The sequence below is a fragment of the Brevibacillus dissolubilis genome (assembly GCF_006170445.1).
GTDB classification, from domain to species: Bacteria; Bacillota; Bacilli; order Brevibacillales; family Brevibacillaceae; genus Brevibacillus_B; species Brevibacillus_B dissolubilis.
In genome coordinates this window covers 26395-43490 of sequence record NZ_VCNA01000010.1, presented here as the reverse complement: position 1 = coordinate 43490, position 17096 = coordinate 26395, and the positions used below count along the sequence as shown (strand labels likewise).

Annotated in this window: 16 protein-coding genes; 1 reads left to right on the top strand and 15 read right to left on the bottom strand. The window is 50.4% G+C overall.

The window, feature by feature from the left end; translation table 11 throughout:
* Positions 1–6: 6 nt before the first annotated feature.
* From FGI41_RS18285 to FGI41_RS18240, 10 genes are all read right to left on the bottom strand, one after another.
* Positions 7–261, bottom strand: coding sequence for a YqbF domain-containing protein (locus FGI41_RS18285; RefSeq protein WP_139491782.1), 255 nt, complete (start codon positions 259–261; stop codon positions 7–9).
* Positions 262–287: 26 nt separating this feature from the next.
* Positions 288–1196, bottom strand: a complete 909-nt coding sequence (locus FGI41_RS18280) for a phage major capsid protein (protein WP_176560339.1) — start codon at positions 1194–1196, stop codon at positions 288–290.
* 25 nt (positions 1197–1221) lie between these two features.
* Positions 1222–2181, bottom strand: coding sequence for an XkdF-like putative serine protease domain-containing protein (locus tag FGI41_RS18275; RefSeq protein WP_139491781.1), 960 nt, complete (start codon positions 2179–2181; stop codon positions 1222–1224).
* Between the two features lie 330 nt (positions 2182–2511).
* On the bottom strand, positions 2512–2979 hold the full coding sequence (locus tag FGI41_RS18270; protein WP_139491780.1) for an SMI1/KNR4 family protein: 468 nt from the start codon (positions 2977–2979) through the stop codon (positions 2512–2514).
* Between the two features lie 47 nt (positions 2980–3026).
* A complete protein-coding gene (locus FGI41_RS18265) occupies positions 3027–4439 on the bottom strand; it encodes a putative phage head morphogenesis protein (protein WP_176560338.1) in 1413 nt (470 codons plus the stop codon).
* Positions 4405–5940 carry a phage portal protein gene (locus FGI41_RS18260; protein ID WP_255298528.1) on the bottom strand — a complete coding sequence of 512 codons (1536 nt, stop codon included), beginning with the start codon at positions 5938–5940 and terminating at the stop codon, positions 4405–4407. Before FGI41_RS18260 ends, FGI41_RS18265 begins: the two co-directional genes overlap by 35 nt.
* 13 nt (positions 5941–5953) lie before the next feature.
* Entirely contained in the window at positions 5954–7792 is a 1839-nt protein-coding gene (gene terL, locus FGI41_RS18255) for a phage terminase large subunit (RefSeq protein ID WP_255298537.1), read from the bottom strand.
* A gap of 39 nt (positions 7793–7831) precedes the next feature.
* Complete coding sequence (locus FGI41_RS18250) at positions 7832–8239, bottom strand: phBC6A51 family helix-turn-helix protein (protein WP_139491777.1); 408 nt, start codon at positions 8237–8239, stop codon at positions 7832–7834.
* A gap of 370 nt (positions 8240–8609) precedes the next feature.
* On the bottom strand, positions 8610–9089 hold the full coding sequence (locus tag FGI41_RS18245; RefSeq protein ID WP_139491776.1) for a sigma-70 family RNA polymerase sigma factor: 480 nt from the start codon (positions 9087–9089) through the stop codon (positions 8610–8612).
* A 487-nt stretch (positions 9090–9576) separates the two neighbouring features.
* Positions 9577–10032, bottom strand: a complete 456-nt coding sequence (locus FGI41_RS18240) for a hypothetical protein (protein WP_139491775.1) — start codon at positions 10030–10032, stop codon at positions 9577–9579.
* 265 nt (positions 10033–10297) lie between these two features.
* On the opposite strand from FGI41_RS18240, the gene FGI41_RS18235 reads away from it, so the two are divergent.
* The gene (locus tag FGI41_RS18235; protein ID WP_255298527.1) at positions 10298–10816 is read left to right on the top strand and encodes a hypothetical protein; all 519 of its coding nucleotides are present in this window, start codon (positions 10298–10300) and stop codon (positions 10814–10816) included.
* Between the two features lie 325 nt (positions 10817–11141).
* On the opposite strand, the gene trpA is transcribed toward FGI41_RS18235, so the two are convergent.
* From trpA to FGI41_RS18210, 5 genes are all read right to left on the bottom strand, one after another.
* Positions 11142–11957: a tryptophan synthase subunit alpha gene (trpA, locus tag FGI41_RS18230; protein WP_139491774.1), complete on the bottom strand. Its 816-nt coding sequence runs from the start codon at positions 11955–11957 to the stop codon at positions 11142–11144.
* Positions 11902–13134 carry a tryptophan synthase subunit beta gene (trpB, locus tag FGI41_RS18225; protein WP_139491773.1) on the bottom strand — a complete coding sequence of 411 codons (1233 nt, stop codon included), beginning with the start codon at positions 13132–13134 and terminating at the stop codon, positions 11902–11904. The genes trpA and trpB overlap by 56 nt, the downstream gene beginning before the upstream one ends.
* 398 nt (positions 13135–13532) lie before the next feature.
* Positions 13533–14006 carry a hypothetical protein gene (locus FGI41_RS18220; RefSeq protein ID WP_139491772.1) on the bottom strand — a complete coding sequence of 158 codons (474 nt, stop codon included), beginning with the start codon at positions 14004–14006 and terminating at the stop codon, positions 13533–13535.
* A gap of 105 nt (positions 14007–14111) precedes the next feature.
* Positions 14112–15710, bottom strand: a complete 1599-nt coding sequence (locus tag FGI41_RS18215; protein ID WP_139491771.1) for a hypothetical protein — start codon at positions 15708–15710, stop codon at positions 14112–14114.
* Positions 15711–15895: 185 nt separating this feature from the next.
* On the bottom strand, positions 15896–16933 hold the full coding sequence (locus tag FGI41_RS18210; protein ID WP_176560337.1) for a copper amine oxidase: 1038 nt from the start codon (positions 16931–16933) through the stop codon (positions 15896–15898).
* Positions 16934–17096 lie beyond the last annotated feature (163 nt).

Below are 17096 nucleotides of genomic sequence, written 5' to 3'. Positions count from 1 at the left end.
CCTCATCTACGCTTTGGCACTTGCGGTTCTGCGTTTGCGGGAGGGCTTTGGCTCAGGCTGGTCAGGCTCGGTCGCCTTGGTCCCTGCCGCCATCGTCCGTGGTCGGCTGGACTCCTCATGCAAAAGCTCACCGCCCAGCTCAAACTGCGAGTGATTGCGCAGATAGTCATATGTGCGCTGATCCACCTCTTGCGGGATATCCCGCTCAAAGTGGCAGCCAAAAAGATAATAGTGTTTCCCTTGGACGAGCTTGGCCCACATGATCCATCCCTCCTTTTTACGAAGGTCTAGGCTTTCACCTTAATCACTTTCGCCACAGCGTCTTCCTCTTCAAAAGTCGCATCGATCTTCGCAGTCAGCACCACGATGAACTGACGGGCGCGGATATCCTTGTCCACTTCGATACGGATGTCGCGGTTAAGACCCACGACGATGTTTTTCGGATGAGTCAGGAGCATGTCGGATACGAGATTGCCCGCACCGTCATTGTAGTTTTGCAGCATCGCAAGGCCTTGTACCGGGATGCCGTAGACACTGGTGCTGTTGCTTTGCGTGGTGGTGTCACCGATGGTTGGCTGGGTTGCCGCTACCATCTGTTTCCAAGCCACATCAACCGCATGGGACGTGTAGAAACGCCATTCCGCCGGGTTGCGGAGGAATTTGGACGGCACTGCCATGTAGGCATTCTTGAACGCGGATTGGTCAAAAGCCGCAGAAGCCTGATCCACCACGTGAGACACCGCTTGTTTGCGCACACCGTTCATCAGCTTGAGGAACGGGTCAGAGGAAGCTGCATCACCATTCACCACGAGTTCCTCGAGGTCAACCGCGACACGCTCAGCGAGCATCTGCATGAGCGCATCTTCTACGGTCGTGCCTTCGAGGTTGTTCTCGATGGAATCATACGTGATGCCGATCTCAGCCACGATTTCTTTGCCGTTGAGCTGGATGGTGCCGGATGCATTGGCATCGGCGGAGTCACCAGAGCGCAGGATACGGGAACCAAAGCCCGCTTTTTCCAGCTTCACCTGGTCGGATTTCATCTGCACGAGGCGTGCATCCTTGAGCAGTGTCGGTGCACCCTGCACCATACGGAAGAACTGTGCGGATTGCTCTGGCGTCATTACCCCGCCGTTGGTAAAAGAAGAGAGGCTGATCGCCGCTTTATCAATGAGTTGTCGATTGCTGATTCCCATGTTTCACTAGACCTCCTTGAGTGTTTTAGAGATGAAAAAGACCGTTCCAGACCGATTGGCTGTCACGCCCGCCGCCTGTAGACGCATCATGAGCCTTGGAGATGCCACGGGCACGCTCCAGTGCTTCGATACGCTCGGCAAGCGGAGTCAGCTCGGCCTGGAGCAGGTCTTGGACTTGCTTGATCGTCACTTGCGGCGGTTGTTCCAGCTCGTTTTTGCGCAGGATCTTCACCACTTCTTCGGCGACGATCTCTTGGATATCCTCACGCGGAACCTCGATCGGCTGTGCCGCCATCCGCTGCTCTGGCGGCTGTCCCACCGTACCGATTACATCTTCAGCAATCGCCACTCGTGCGAGCAGGTCGCTGAACTGAGCGGTCACGCTTTTGATGCGCTCGGTGTCAGGCAGGTCTTTGGCCATTTCGGTTGCGATCACATCCTGCATCGCAGCGAGTGACGCCCAAAACTCTGTGCTTGCCTGGTTTTTACGCACGGTTGCCTGTGCTTGTACGCCATCTTCCAACACTTCCGCAGTCCCTCCCATACTGTAGCCTGTGATGTTGCCTCGCTTGATTTCGTCCCACATCTCATCGGATGCGCGGGTGACGAGCACCCATGATCCGCGCGGGATGACCTGGCCGCCCACTTCGAGATCGTCAGGCGCGACGTAGGATTCTACGACCGTCCCATACCCCGCCTCAAAATTATGCTGGCGGTCGATCTGACGGTAGTTCGCCATGAAGTGGTGCGCGGCGCGTTCGATCTCGGCAGCGGTCATGTAATCGCCTTGCGAGTCTACGACGTCTGGTTGGTAGACGACGCCGTAGACGAGTTTTTGCTCGTCGGTTTGTTTGGTCAAGAGGCGCACGCGTTTTTGGAATGTCGGACGCTTATCTGCTTTGGTAAGGAAAAAGCGGCGCTGGTTGGCAGCCGAGTCCACGTAGGAGACGTGAGTGATTTCGGCGTTGATCAGTTGTCTTGGCATTTTGGTTTCACCTCCTTTCAAAAGATTCAATCGTTGAAAAGGGCATAAGAAAAGCCCTTGCTCGCGGGGAGCTAAGGGCTTTTCGCTTACTTCTTGATGTTACTATCATAACAGGGGTGTGACTTGATTTAGGTAGAAAGGAAAGACGGGTATTGGATGGGTTTGGTTTAGTAATGACCCAACAATATGTTGTGTAACTGATCAAAAAAAGGGGAAGGGACGCCCTTGCTTTGCCAAGAAACAAAGCCCATGGCAAATTGAGCAAGTCCTTCCTATTCAGCAAAACATTTGTTTACGGAGCAGCTTAAGGGCTTATGCGTGAATCGGGATTTACTTATCCAAATAGTAGTCTGCTTCTTCATCACAATTCCGCAAAAAATCTTCAAGTGAATTTTCGATGATATATCCGTACTTTCTGACCGGGTTAGCTCCACTTTCGCTGCTATCAAAATCAATCCCTAGAACCAAGACTTCGGAGACTTCAAAGAAAGGTAGCTGATCATCCTCAACTAACTCACGATTCATATCATCCTCGTAATCATCTTCACCCAGATAATAATCTACAACAGAAGCAGGATCCATTATTCTGTTCACCATGCTTCCTGAATCCTTTGAAAGGAATCCGTACCCCACTTCCAAATAAAACTCTCTTAGTTCTGCTGGAAACGGACGACCCAATCGCAGTTCTTCTTTCTGAATCTCTTCAGCAGATAAAGGATAGAAAACATGTTTTTGTCCGGGAACTTTCTTTTTTCCAGGTTCCACAATATAAGGTTTGAGATAATCATATCGGGCCACGTTATTTCCCCCATTTCCAAAATATTAGAAGGTATGGCTCCATTGTATCAAGTCCCCCGTTTCGTTGGGAAAACTTTTTTGGCAACACCGTTTTTACCATGAATCGCTCTCTGATGCTGGTCAGGGAATCTCGCAGGATGAATATTCCACCAGACATTCGGTCCGCCATACGTACATTCGATCAAGTGATGTGCATCGTAGTAATCACCCTCTTCTCGAATGACCTTGCCCTTACGGCTGTACACATCCTGTTCATAACGAGGCCAGACTTGCCCTGTTTGTTCTTCCCACTCTTTAATAAGCTTGTTTTTTATTCTTGAGAACTCTTCCCGACTTTCTTCAGTTTGCGCGACAGTCAGCTTTTCAAAAGGCTTTAGTTTAAGAGCAGCACGCAGCAGTTTCATCTGTTGCTCGGTTACCTTTACTCCAGTTACCCGCTCTACGCCTTCATGATACTCTTTTAAATCCCTGATTCGTTGTTTATGCTGCATAGCTTCTTTAAAATTACCTATGCGTGCACGTCTGGTTTCAGGGGTCGAGACAAGAATGGGCTCTGTTACCCAAGCAGTGATATCCGGCTCCACTTTCAAACGTTCCAAACGCTCTCGGTACCGTAGCTCTTTCTGTTCTCTACTGAGGTTCTCTTCCCTGACAGCCCTCATCGTACATCTGCACTTGTAGCGCTCACTCGGAGGTAAGGAGGGGTCACGGGGGTATTTAGCTTGGTAGCCGTTTAATCGAAAAAATTCATTGAGGCCGATCTCAGTACCACTTAAGGAAACGTGAGCAGAACGGCTATTTGCCCCACCTTGATTATGCTCCCAGACCTTACCAACTACGATAGGAGACTGCTGAAAAGCTTCCGACTGTGCTTGACTATATATAGTAGGCATATTGTTTTGTGACAAATCTCGAGCCACGTCCCGCTGAAGGTGGGGCAATTTTGCAAGTTCATTCAAAAAATTTTGGATTGATCCTCCATTTTCCTTCTCAGATTGGACAGCCTGCATCATTTCCTGATAAACTTTGCTGCTGATGTTTTTGCCCAGTTCTTCCGCCAGTCGTCGGATCATCTGTTTCGTTTCATCAGACATGCCGATGTACGGATAGTCACCTTCAAGAGCTTTCATCGTCTCACGCGACAGTTCATTGACAGTTTGGGTAAAATGCTTCTCACATGCCGCTGAAATTCGTTGGCCTAGCATATCATTGCTTGCTCTCTTTTCGACAAAGTCTTCCAACTCTGACAAATTAGCCGGCTTTTTCGTTGGCTTTGTAAGACGTTCTCTGATATCGCTCTTCTCTTGACTCATGATGCTCCCTATCCGGGATTCCAGCTTTTCCATCCGGGCTATCATTTCTTTTGCAAGAAACATGTGCCCTAATTCCTCTTCCAGCTGTTTATTAGCCTTCCGAATCAATCTATTAATAACGGCGAGCAGCTTGATTAATCTTCTCAACCACCGCCACCTCCTCCAACACATCCCGCACATCTTTCAAAACAGCGACAATATCGTCATCTGCCTTCTGTACAGGAACAGAGGAACCTTGATCATCTTCACCACCCTGCACTCCAGCCGGCAAGTTAAACTTCCCATCAGCAAAATTCTCCAACTCCTTGCCGATCACCTTACCCACCTCTTCACGCAGGTCATTCGGCGCAACCGCACCAGCGCGGATGAACACATCCAGCAATCTCGCCTTCTCCTCCGAGTCACTGATATCCGGCCCACGGAAGTACAGCACCGTCGACTTCAGCTGATACTCCGCCAAAAGCTTATTGTTGATAATAAACTCCAGCGAATTGCGCTCCGGCTTGAACACCTGATCCTCTGTCAGCTTACGCGCCGTATCTGCCGTCGCCCGGTTGTAATCCGTCGAACGCCCGACAAAAATATCCGGCAGACGGAACGACGACTGCACTTTTTTGCGCGAAGCTTCATCATATTCGAGGAACAGCGCATCCTGCTGGAGCATATCCGCGAGGCTCTTCAGCTCGATCTTGACGTTCTTGCCTTCCTTGTCGCCAAAGTCATCCACCATGCCTTCTGCTTCGATCAGCAGGAACTTGTGCGCGTTGTCTGTCCCTTCCACCGATGCCGCGTAAGCAGCCAGTGCCTCTTCGCTCTGCTCGGACAAGGTACCGTTGGAAATAATAATGGCCGCCGGAGTGTGGCGACCTTGTTCGAAGTAGCGGTAATTCAGTTCTTCTGCCTTGCGCGCACCCACCATGTGGATCGAGTGACCGACCCAGCGCGGTACACCGTAGGCACTGCTGCCGATTTTCAGATGCAGGATTTCGTTGGCCTCATGCTCGATCGGGAGCTGCTGGGTGTATTGTCCGGTGCGGCTGTCCATCTTGCGCGGGTCGCCGAATTCTTTGAACCAGACCGTTTTTCCGCCGATTTTCTGTGCATATTTGCGGAAGCGCTTTTTACGGTAAAAAATCTTGCCCTCGCGCATGTATGTGATATCGACCGGCTCACCTAGCTTGGTCAAGCGGACGAATTTCGGGTCGATGATCTCCCCGCCGTCCGGAAGCCCGCGGCCATTGCGCAGAATCTCGATGTAGGCATTGCCATAGATCTCACGGTGCTCAATCGCTTCGCCCATCACATCCTCAAACGACTGGTCGAAGTTGAAGTACTTCATGAAATTCTTGAAAAAATCCCACTCGGCCCGCATCTCTGGCGTCTCCTCCGACTGGGTCTCATCCTCCACATACTTGAGTGCTGCCCCGAAGCCGACGATGTTGCGGCGGTAGGTCTCGACGCATTGCTTCAGGATTGTAGAGTTGTCATAGATCGAGTAAAGGGCCTCAGGCAGATACGGCGGGGCAAGCAGGTCGCTGTCCGTATATGCGCCTGCATATGGATCTTCCTCCGTCGCCGCAAAATGCTGTGCCTTCGTCATCTCCTGCTTCTGCTGTGCCTTGATCACCCGTACGTTTACCTTTTTCACCAGCTATCCCTCCTTAATAAATGTGCTTGCGCGTCCGTGTCGTCTTCTTCCTGCTGAGCCTGCTGATACTGACCGCCATCTCCAGCGCATCCGGGCCGTCATCGTGATAGCCCGTCCCATAGCGCTCAAACATATCCAAGAGCGTCCCATGCCTGCGGCTGAAGCGGATCGTCGTATTTTCGATATCTGGCAAAAGGGACTCGATCCTAAGCTCCTTCCTCGTCCGCTGATGGATCTCGTGTACCCGCGTGTTGACCGGATAGCCCTCGTCGCGAAGCGCCTCCTTGAGCTTATGCACGAAGAATTCCTGTGCCATCTGCGCCTCGGCGGCAATCCCCAGCGGCTGCCACGTCAGTACCCGCTCGACGATCTCATCCATGAACCGGTCCGGATGCACCCGCTCAATGAAGCAGTCCACCACATAGATCGCACCCGTCTCGCTGTGCTTGGCGATCACCACCAAGGCTGAGTAGTCACCGCGCTGCTTGCCCATGGCAAAGTCGATCCCAAAAAAGATCTCGTACTGCGCGTGATCAAACTCCTTGCCCGGCTCAGCATCGCTCCAATAAAAAAAGCGTTCGGGCACGAACACTTGGGTCTCCTCATCAATCGGTTCATTTTGAAACTCGGTGTTGAACGCCTTGCTGCCCCGGTTCCACCTCCAGGTCATCAGCTCCCAGATCGGCTTGACCTGTTCCCACAGGACGATCGCCCCTGCGTCCATCTCTTCCTTGTGTGCCGTGTAAAATTCTTCGGCCTCTCTCACGCAGTCGGGGTTGTCCCGGTTTTTGTAGATCTGGCGGCAGGTCTCCCAGAGATCCATCCGGTCAGGGTAGCGAATCACCGCCCGATACAGACGCGAGGTAAAATCGCGGTACTCCTGCATCACATATAAGAGTAGTGAGTCGGAGTGAACCGTCGTCCCCATGTAGAGGAAAGCTGTCTTCGCACCAGCCGGATCACCCAGCGGCATGACGTATTGCGCGAACCAGTCCTTGAGCTTCTGCCGGATCTGCGGCGTACTGGTGTTGGCGACTCCCTCCAGATCGTCACAGATGATCAGATCAGGGCGGATCGCGTTCCAGTTGCGGCCGCGCAGGGCTTCTCCGGTTGAGGCGGCTTCGACTTTGGTGAGTAATCGTTTGGACGTTGGTTTGGACGTTGGTCTGCCCACTGTCTTGCCAGTCGCTTTCCCAGCCCCGACCAACTTACCCAACATGTTGTCAGACCCACCTGCGCCGTCACCCATATCTTCATCCTCTTTCGGCTCCCACGTGATGAACGCCGTGACATTATCCTGCGGGTTCCGCTGTTTGATTGGTGCCAGCAACGGGCCGAAATCCTGTCGCAGCTTCCTGTTGTGCTTCAGCTGATGATTGATCCACGCCAGATTGGCAGTTGAGACATCCGGCGTCTCGGAGATGATCATGATGTAGCGGCGCTGACGGTAGCACAGCTGGTGCAGCGGAAAGGTTTTGGCCAGATACGATGATTTGGCATGTCCACGCGGGGCGGCCCAGCACACTTTTTTGTTCGGTGCCTCGACCGCAATCTCGCTGAGCAGCCCGCACAGCTCCCGATGAAACTCCGGTGCCTCCCCGATCGGAGAGGGAATCCAGTTCCCGTCATTGCCCGGATTTTCACACTCGCCAAAATACGCATGAGCAAAGTACAGCACATCCTCCTGTGCCCGATGAATCCTCGTCAGCCGCTCCCACTCCAGCAGGAGAGCGTCCACCTCCAGCAGTTCCTCCATCGGCAGGTCATCGGTTCGGGTCATCACATCGAGCAGCTTGCCGAGTTCAGCAATGATCTCAGCCCGCTCCGCCCGATTCACCCAACGGTTGCCCATCCATGCCACGTCATCCCCCTCCTGCTGCTTGCTGCTGATCTACGGTCCCTTTTGCCGAGCTTTCCTGCGTTGTCGCCTGTATTCTTCCATCCGCTTCTTGATCGCTTGGGCATCGCGCGGCAGTTGTATCACGCTTGCCCCCTCTTCGATCTGCGGCCCCAACAGTCCGTGTGCTTGCAGGAAGGTTCTCGCCATCGAGGCATTCCCCTGCTCGATGGCGATCTCCGGCATCTTATGAAGCAGGTCAGGCAACTTCTCCGTCGTCTGCTTCAGCACTTCCTTTTTCCACTGCTCACAAAACCACTCATCCTGCTTCCAGCGGTTAATCGTCCGCTCCGAGACCCCGCACTTTTTGGCAATCTCTTTTAACGTAGGCCGCTGTTCTTTCGGCAATGCCAGATGCCGGATCGCAATCATCTGCTCCGGGCGCAACGTCCTCTGACTCATCGAATCAAAACCTCCCTTCCTGTTCACCACCACAAGCTACTCATACAAAAAGCCACCCGCTTCTAATCGCGAATGGCTGTTTCCCTAAAACTTGATGTTACTATCTTAACAGGGGGTTGACGCAGGTTAGGTAGAAAAGAAAAGCGGGTTTGAGATAAGTTTGGTCTGGTATTAACACAACAAAACGTTGTGAATGTCTAATAAAAGGAGAGGCAAGCCTGTCTTTTCGTTGCCTGCATCTCCATTCTACCTGATAGGTTCTACAAAAAATATCAAAATCAACAAAAAAGAACCACCCCTATTAAGGTGGTCCTCCTCCCTCAAAACCTATCATTATGTCATGTCGATACAACATTTTGTTGGGTTAAAGTCAAGAAATAACCCCTGCCGCCTTCAAAATAAACGCCATCGTCGTCAACGCATTCTTTTTATGATAATCATAGGTGCTCTTCGGAATGTTCAACACAAATTCGTACAACTGCTTGTCCCGCTTCTGCTCCAGAAAACACTTCGTCAAAATCTCCCGCTCCATCTCCGGCAATGCAGTGAGCGCCTTATCAACCGCGCGCAGCTTCTCCTCATACTCCGCGATCATCACTGGCCGTTCTTCACGCAGGATCAGTGTGTTCCCTACTACGTCTCCTCGTTTCCCCCGGCCATCAATATCTCCGCGTGTCCCACGCCCTTCCATGTTCGCATAGTCAAACTCGTTATATTCCCGTACCCCCAGATGGCTTGTTCGATCTGTAAAAATATCTACGGCTGCTTTCATAGACGGATAAGCCTTCAATAGCAACTTCGTCTGGCTGCGCTCTGCGTCTGTTACGAGAAGATTGATGTTTTGTGTCATAGGTGTATCCCTCTCCTTTTATATGATAATCAGGTACTTTCCATAAAAACAGGAACGTTTGTTCGTTTTTGTGTTCTCATTATCTCACCTTTTGATATGGTTTTCAATCAGGTAAAAATACCTTTATATCGCATTTTTCGACAGAGGCGGGGGCGGTCTGTCCGCGACTCGCCTACTTCGAAAATCCGCAAGGATGATTCACTGTCCACTCCATGAAACCCAAGGGCTATGTTCGGGTCAAAAATTCCTCCGAAGCCTACTCAAGCGTAGCGTTTGCCCCTATGCGGATTCATAGAAGTAACTACGCCCTTGCCTTTCACTCCGCTGAGTTGATTTTCAAAAAAGGCTCGCCGCGGACAGACCGCCCCTCTATATAGATAGAAAACCAAGACAAAAAAGCTTCTGCCATCATCACAGAAGCTTAAAGCCATATACATGCAACTTGCAACCATCAACTCAACCTACTATCAAACCGCCAACCATCCTCTCACGGAAACACATTATACACTTCCTGAACCGTCTCCCGACCTACCTCCCCCTGATAAAAGCCTCCATCCATTTCCACCAGTACATGTTTTTCAGGCTCTCTTACCCCTACTGGAATATAAATCCTTACACCCTCTTTATACTCTATGTAAATATAATGATTCTTCATCAAATCATTGCGGTTCACCCCTGCCATCCCGATCAGCTTCATCGCCGCCAAATCCCCATCAGATAGCGCACGCAATGTTTTCATAGCTTCCGCTGTCCACTCCGCAATCTCTATAGTTTTATCATATCCGATCAGATACTCACTATGAATCCGTTCTCTCAAAAGCTGTTGCTCCGCTAAAATATTTCCGCTTACATACTGACCCCCATCGCCCACATCGACGAAATTGACGCTCAAGATCAACAAAGCAACGAGTACACCTGCTCCAAAAAACATCCACGTTTTCATGAACCCCCTCCTCTCTTCTATCATATTCCTACATGCTCTTTTACAGCCAAAAAATTACTACTATCTGAACTATAACTTTGAATACCAAAGCCATTTCTCATACTCTGCATGAACACCACTTAATCCGTTTGTTTCATCGACAGGTTCACATCATGACGGGAACTATATTTACAAAAAGTTACTGTAAAATAGTTGATCATTATGGAAGTAAATGTTATATTCTATTAGGAATTAAAAAAATATTCCTAAAGAGGAGTAAACTTCCATGAAAATGACTGCGAAAAAGACCGCTTTTATTTTACTTGCAGTTTCTATGCTTCAGCTCTCTGGTGTCTCTGCGGCCTTTGCAAAGAACTATCTCAAAGAAGGCGAAACACTATCTCAAGGCCAGTCGTTAGTATCTAATGATGGTAGATTTACTCTCATCATGCAAGCAGATGGGAATCTTGTGCTTTATAAAGCCGGTACTGGTCTCTGGGATACAAACACTGATAACAAAAGTCAATTTCTTTACTATGATCCGTTCTTAAATCGTGAATTTTATGCACATCCTGAAAAATTAATTATCATGAACGGAACTCTTCGAGTAACAGATAATGTAGCCCCTGTATATTTCTGGTATGAAGATACAAAGTCATGGTCGAATAGCCATTACGGCGGAGTTTTGCCAGAAGGCCTCAAAGGTGACACACTAGTCGTTCAAGATGATGGGAATCTTGTCTTTTATGACAATAAGTTCGTCCCCGCGAAACCTGTCTGGGCTTCCAATACAAATTGGTATTAAGTATATAACCCATGGAGCCGTGTGAGTGATGACTCCGATGGTGGAAATTTACATGAAAGAACCGCGGTTGCTATGCGGCCAGAAGATGACTTCTGAATTCATCAGGAGTCATCTTTTTTTAAGTTAAATTGGATTCAAACACAAATGACCCGTAAGAGGCTCACTTTTTTCAAAGTGTCCGTCTTACGGGTCATCTTTCACATCATCTAGCAGAAGCTTTCTCTATCAAACGATTCGCTTTTTTTCACAACCGCTCAGCCAAACTAAGCTCTGTTCCCCCAAAAATCCATCTATTTCTTCTATAATATCTATACTCGTTCTTCCCTTACTTCTCCTCCGTCAGCTCCGCCAGCAATCTCTCAACACCGGCAAGCCCGTCACGCTCCAGCACCTTCAAGAGCTCACTACCCACGATCGCAATATCGCTCTTACCCGCGAGATAGTCGATATCCTCCCGCTCCTGAATCCCGAAGCCGACACCAATCGGCACATCCAGGCTTGCCCGGCAGTTCGCGATATATTCCGTAGTGGCATCATCGAACTTGGTCTTGGAACCCGTCACACCTTTACGCGCAACACAATAGACGAAGCCGCTCGCCAGCGAATTGAGGTACTCCATCCGCTCTGGGGTGGTATACGGCGTGGTCAGCACAATCGCGTCGACACCATGCTTTTGGCACGCTTCGAAGTACTCAGCAGAACCTTCTGGATACGCATCCGGCACGATCAGGCCCTTGATCCCGATCTCCTTGCTGCGCTTCACGAACGCTTCCACACCCTGTGCATACAGGATGTTGTAATACGTCATGAACAGGAACGGGATATTGAACTCCGCTGCCACCTTTTCCGCGAAGGCAAAGCATTGCTCCACAGTTACACCGTTCTTGAGCGCATCCTGATTGGCCTTGAGGAAGACCGGACCATCTGCGATAGGCTCAGAGAATGGAATCTGCAATTCGACATAATCTACACCGTACTTGGCGAACAGCTTGATCATCTCATAGTTCGTCTCAAAGTCTGGATAGCCAAGAATCTGGTGCGTCATGATCTGAATGCGTTTGGTACTTTTCTTAGATTCGATCAGATCAGCGAGCTTGATATTGCTGATGTCTTCTTGCGATAAAAGTCTTCCATTCGTCATCTTGCAATCCCTCCGCAATGTTAAAGATGTCCTTGTCCCCACGGCCTGACAGGTTAATCACGACGATATCATCTTTGCTGGTGTTCGGAATCTCGGCAAACGCTCTGGCAAACGCATGAGACGATTCAAACGCCGGGATGATCCCTTCCTGCTTGATGATCAGCTTCACCGCTTCGATTACTTCATGGTCAAGTGCCGCCTCGAAGCGTACACGGTTCTGCTCATGCAGATCAGCCAAAATCGGTGATACACCCACATAGTCGAGACCCGCTGCGATACTGTGTGTCTCTTGCATCTGACCCTCATGATCCTGCAGGAAAAGCGTTTTGTAGCCTTGTGCCACGCCTACTTTTGCCTGTTTAAAAGCAATCCGCGCTGCGTGCTGTCCGGATTCTTCACCTTTACCGCCCGCCTCGACACCGACCAGCTCTACTTCAGTAGAAGGCAGGAACTCGTGGAAGACGCCCATCGCATTGGAACCGCCACCGACACACGCATAGATGCGGGATGGCAGACGACCTTCTGCTGTGAGAATCTGTTGCTTGACCTCTTTGCCGATCACGGATTGGAAGTAAGTCACCATCTCAGGGAACGGATATGCACCACAGGCAGTACCCAGCGCATAATGCGTATCCTCGAAGCTAGACACCCAGTCGCGCATCGCTTCGTTGATCGCATCCTTGAGCGTCGCCTGACCGGACTCAACCGCGACCACTTCTGCGCCCAGCTGCTTCATCCAGAATACGTTCGGATATTGACGCTCTACGTCGACAGCACCCATGTAGATGGTCGCCTTCAAGCCCATTTTCGCTGCCATGATCGCGGTCGCCACACCGTGCTGACCGGCTCCCGTCTCGGCAATGACACGGGTTTTGCCCATGCGCTTGGTCAAGAGACCCTGGCCGATGACGTTATTGATCTTGTGTGCGCCAGAATGGTTCAAGTCTTCGCGCTTGATATAGATTTTGGCCTTACCAAAATGCTCGGTAAGTTTAGAAGCATAGGTCAGAGGTGTCGGACGACCGGAGAAATTTTGCAAGATGTGCAAAAATTCGTTCCAGAACGATTCATCCTCTTTGATCTTGTGGTACTCTTCAATCAAATTCTGAAATGCCGGATACAAAATCTCTGGGATAAAAATCCCGCCATACTGGCCGAAATAGCCTTCCTTGTGCATGCCAATTCATCTCCCTTGAGGTTTTGAACAGATTCATTGCAGTCAGGAAATCGAGCGGGTACGCGGTGGGAACATCCATGCGTGTGGGTGGAGAGGGAGGGAAGAAATTTTGGAGGAAAATATAAAAAAATCCAGAAGAGCTTCTGGATTTGCTGGTATCGTCATAAGGTAACAGACTCTGCTCAGCTCTCCTCTTCTCTGCTCATCAATCCAACTCGACTCAACTCTGCTCGTGACTGAATATATCCAATAATACTTGCTACCTACAAAACTTACTCTCGTCTAACTGCTCTCAACTGGTCTACAGCCTGCATATTCATACTTGTCAGACTGTTCTTCTCTGTTCTTACAGTAAAGGAGATTGGGCATTTTGTCAAGGCAATGAAGTTTCTAACGGTTCACACAAGAGACTGTTCGATCTCGAACGTTCCGTCATTTTTGATGATAAAAATATAGCTGGCTTCCTTGCCGCTCCCGCCATATGTACCGTTGACGACTACCCGATACCGCCCGGCCGTTAACCCGGTCAAATGATGCTTGATTGACTTCGGCTGGTCTGCGCTAAGCTCTCCCCGAAAAGACTCGGCCTCCCCAATCTTCACCCATTCCCCCTGCTGATCACGAAACAACTGGTAGACGACACTCCCATCTAGAGCTGCTTTTTGGGGTGTGGACAGCGTTATTTCCAAATCAACGGAACCCTGATTATTTTGAAACGTGTAGGTAAGCAGGTCTGTCTTTAGCTGAACGGGAAAAGGTGTCTCAGGTACAGGTGGTGTCTCGTCTAATGAAGCTTGATCCGAGCATCCCGTCAGAACCCACAAGAAGCACATCAGGAGCAAGCCTGCCCCTATTCTATTAAACCCTTTCACCACTACGATGGCTCCTCTCTCTTGTCCTTAGTTCATATGGAAAGGAAAAAAATCAAAAGAAAAGCCCCTAAGCTCCGTCAGGCTGACCTAGGGACTGATTCCGTGTTAGTTATAATTAATTGTGTTTTGTTGCAGAGAATATTTGGCATTGATATCAAAGCCAAGCGTTTTCCACTGTGTCCAATATTCTGGGAAGTTGTTGCGTTTGCTGTAATACATCGCTTTGTACACATCTCCAAATGCATACAAGCGGGTGTCCGTGCCGTCTGCCACTGTGTCAACCAGATCCCACATCGCGCCTGCGACACGTCCTTCTACCATATCCCCGCTGTCCATGGTAGAGGTATTTTCCAGATCGGTAAAGCTGGTCGCGTCATAGTAATAGCGCGGGTTGTTGTTCACATAGGCTTGCAGGAAATCAGCCCAGCCTTCAGACCAGGCGCAGCCGAGGTCATTGGTTGTTCTGGTGATGTAGTGTGGGCTTGGGCAGTTGGTGGTTGGGTAGCTGCCGTTGTAGAGATTGTACATATAATTGTGACCCAGCTCATGTGCGGTCACAGAGATGCTGGACGGGCTGTTCGCACCCAGCTTGATCGTGCCGCCACGGGTATAGTAGGCGCCGTTGGTTGCCGTCGGATACCAGACGATGGTGGAAAGACCCGGATCTTTGTAGGATTTGAGTGCGTCTTTGGTTTTGACGAGGTCATCGAATACCCAAAGGGCTTTTTCGGAGTTGCTCCCTTTTGGAGAGTACCATGTACCGGCATCGCCGCCTGTAGTCAGCTTGGCCGAGTAGGAAGCAGTTACGCCATAGACGGCAGCTACATCATTCTGTACCTGTCCATAAGCACCTGTATTTGTCGTCAGCACACGGACTTGTGCATCCGTAAAGCTGGCTGGCGGTGTGTAGCTGACCGAGTAATAACCGTTGCTGCCTGTGTAAGTGGTAGCCAGTACGCGCCAGACATTGCTTGCGTCCAGATAAAGCACCTCTACCTTGGCATTGCGCACGGGAGCCGCCACGCCAGCACGGTCATATCGCATCCAGTAGCCATAAGCGGTCACGGCTTCAGGGGTGACCGCAGCGGGTGCCACAGTAGCCTCGTCTTTGACTTCCTCCCCTTTTACCCCTTGGACCATGGTCGGCAATTCGGTTGCCCAGCCTGTTTGGACACCCTCTGCGTCAACAGTCAGGAAGACCGGCGCATACTGATACCAGAGATCGGCATCGTTTTGCTTGGAAGTAGCCGTCACCGATACCTGATAGAATCCCGGTTCGAGGTCAGCGAGATCGATAGAGGATTTCTCTTGCTTTTCTTTCAGCTGCTTTTTGAAAAGATGAGTCGGTGCCAGGACGGCGACTTCCCCTGTTTTGTCTTCGTTGAGTTTTTTCAGCTCATAGGTAAGGGTTACATCTTTATCGGTCGTTTCTTTGATTTTCACGTTGATGTCGAGCTTGCCCGACCATTTGCCATTGGTTTTGGCTTTGGTGAACTCCCCCAGCTTGGTCTCCAGCTGGATGCGGTCATCATAGCGGTCAGCATGCTCTTTGGCCTGCGCCGCTTGATCTACTCCCCCATGAGTGGCATCTGTGTGTGTGGCATCCCCATGTGCAAAGGTCTGATCAATCGGCATCACCAGCCCCGTCGTGACCAAAGATGCAAGCAGGATACTGCCAGAAGCTTTCTTCCAATTGTTACGCATACGTCTTAACGCCCCCATATCAAAAAAATATGGTAGAAAGGCGGGACTCTATTCTATGAACGCTTTCAACACGAGATGGGAGCCGTCTGTTCTACGAACTCTATCATAATACAAAATTTGGAATTTATCTCCAGTTATCTCTCAACATATTCCGACAGGTTCACCATCTGCTCCATACCCTCTACTCAAAACGGTGATGGCGGATTCGTATCATACAATCCCACTGGTGTCTCATCAAGAAAATCCCTCGGCTGCAGATAAAAGGTGGCAAAATGATACGGCAGCACATTCCCCTCTTCTCCCCACTGCCGGACGACATGATGATGCCGCAGGCAATACCACATAAGCACATCACGTCCATTGATCATCCACCCGCGAACAGCTCGGTTGAGCACCGAATCATCGCACTCGACCCCCGATCCATCCTCCTGCGAGCTGCATCCTTTTCGCAGTATCCACAAGTCCCCCGTCGAGACCACTCCATCCGGCGAGCCACTGATGTGCGGAACCAGATCGTATCCGGGATACTGGCCGTTTGGCTTCTTGGTTTTATTGATGACCCGCCATCTGGTGAAGGTATTCAGATCAACGTTCTGCTTGGCCTCCCAATAGATGTTCTCCCAGACATCTCCGCATTCATCGTTATTCTGGTGGACCATCCGCTGTACAAGGTTATTATCTGGGGTGAGGATATCGAAGTCCAAGCGAAAATAAAACTGATGCGTATGATTCGATATCCCTTCTGTCTCCCAGTACAATTTTCCGCCCAGCCCGACCGAGATCATCACCATCCCGTCTGCGCGGAACTCCCAGCGGTGGATGTACTGATAATTCCCCACCTGAAATTTGCTCCAGATCATCACATGGGCCGGATCGACAGGACTCGGCTCCATCCGTTCCACTACCACTGCTCCACGTGGATTGTTCACGGGGTCGTATTCGTTGTCATTGTTGGCATAGCTGCCCAGTGGAAGGTCGTTGTCATTGGCATTGGGAGCCGTGGGAACCAGCGCGTAGTAAGCCCTGCCGCCGCATTTTGGGTTCAGCCCGTCTTTGAAAATTGGGCTTCCCCCATGATAATTGACCAGCACGAACGGCTGAGAAGCACGGGCCAGCACACTCATCCCTCTGTAGCGCGCATTGGTGATGACCAAGCCCTCGCCACGTAGATTTGGAATCGACCAGTCAAACGTCCAATCTGCAAACTCAACACTGCCTGGCATATGATCCTGCTCCCTTCGCCCATCAAAAGGCATGTTTACTGATCTCTCTAGTACATGCGGCTTTCCCCCCTTTGGAAATGGACAGATCAACCCGAGCAAACGCCAAAAAAGACTGACAACGCATCGGAACGTTGTCAGCCTCTTCTACTTTTTGATGATGATC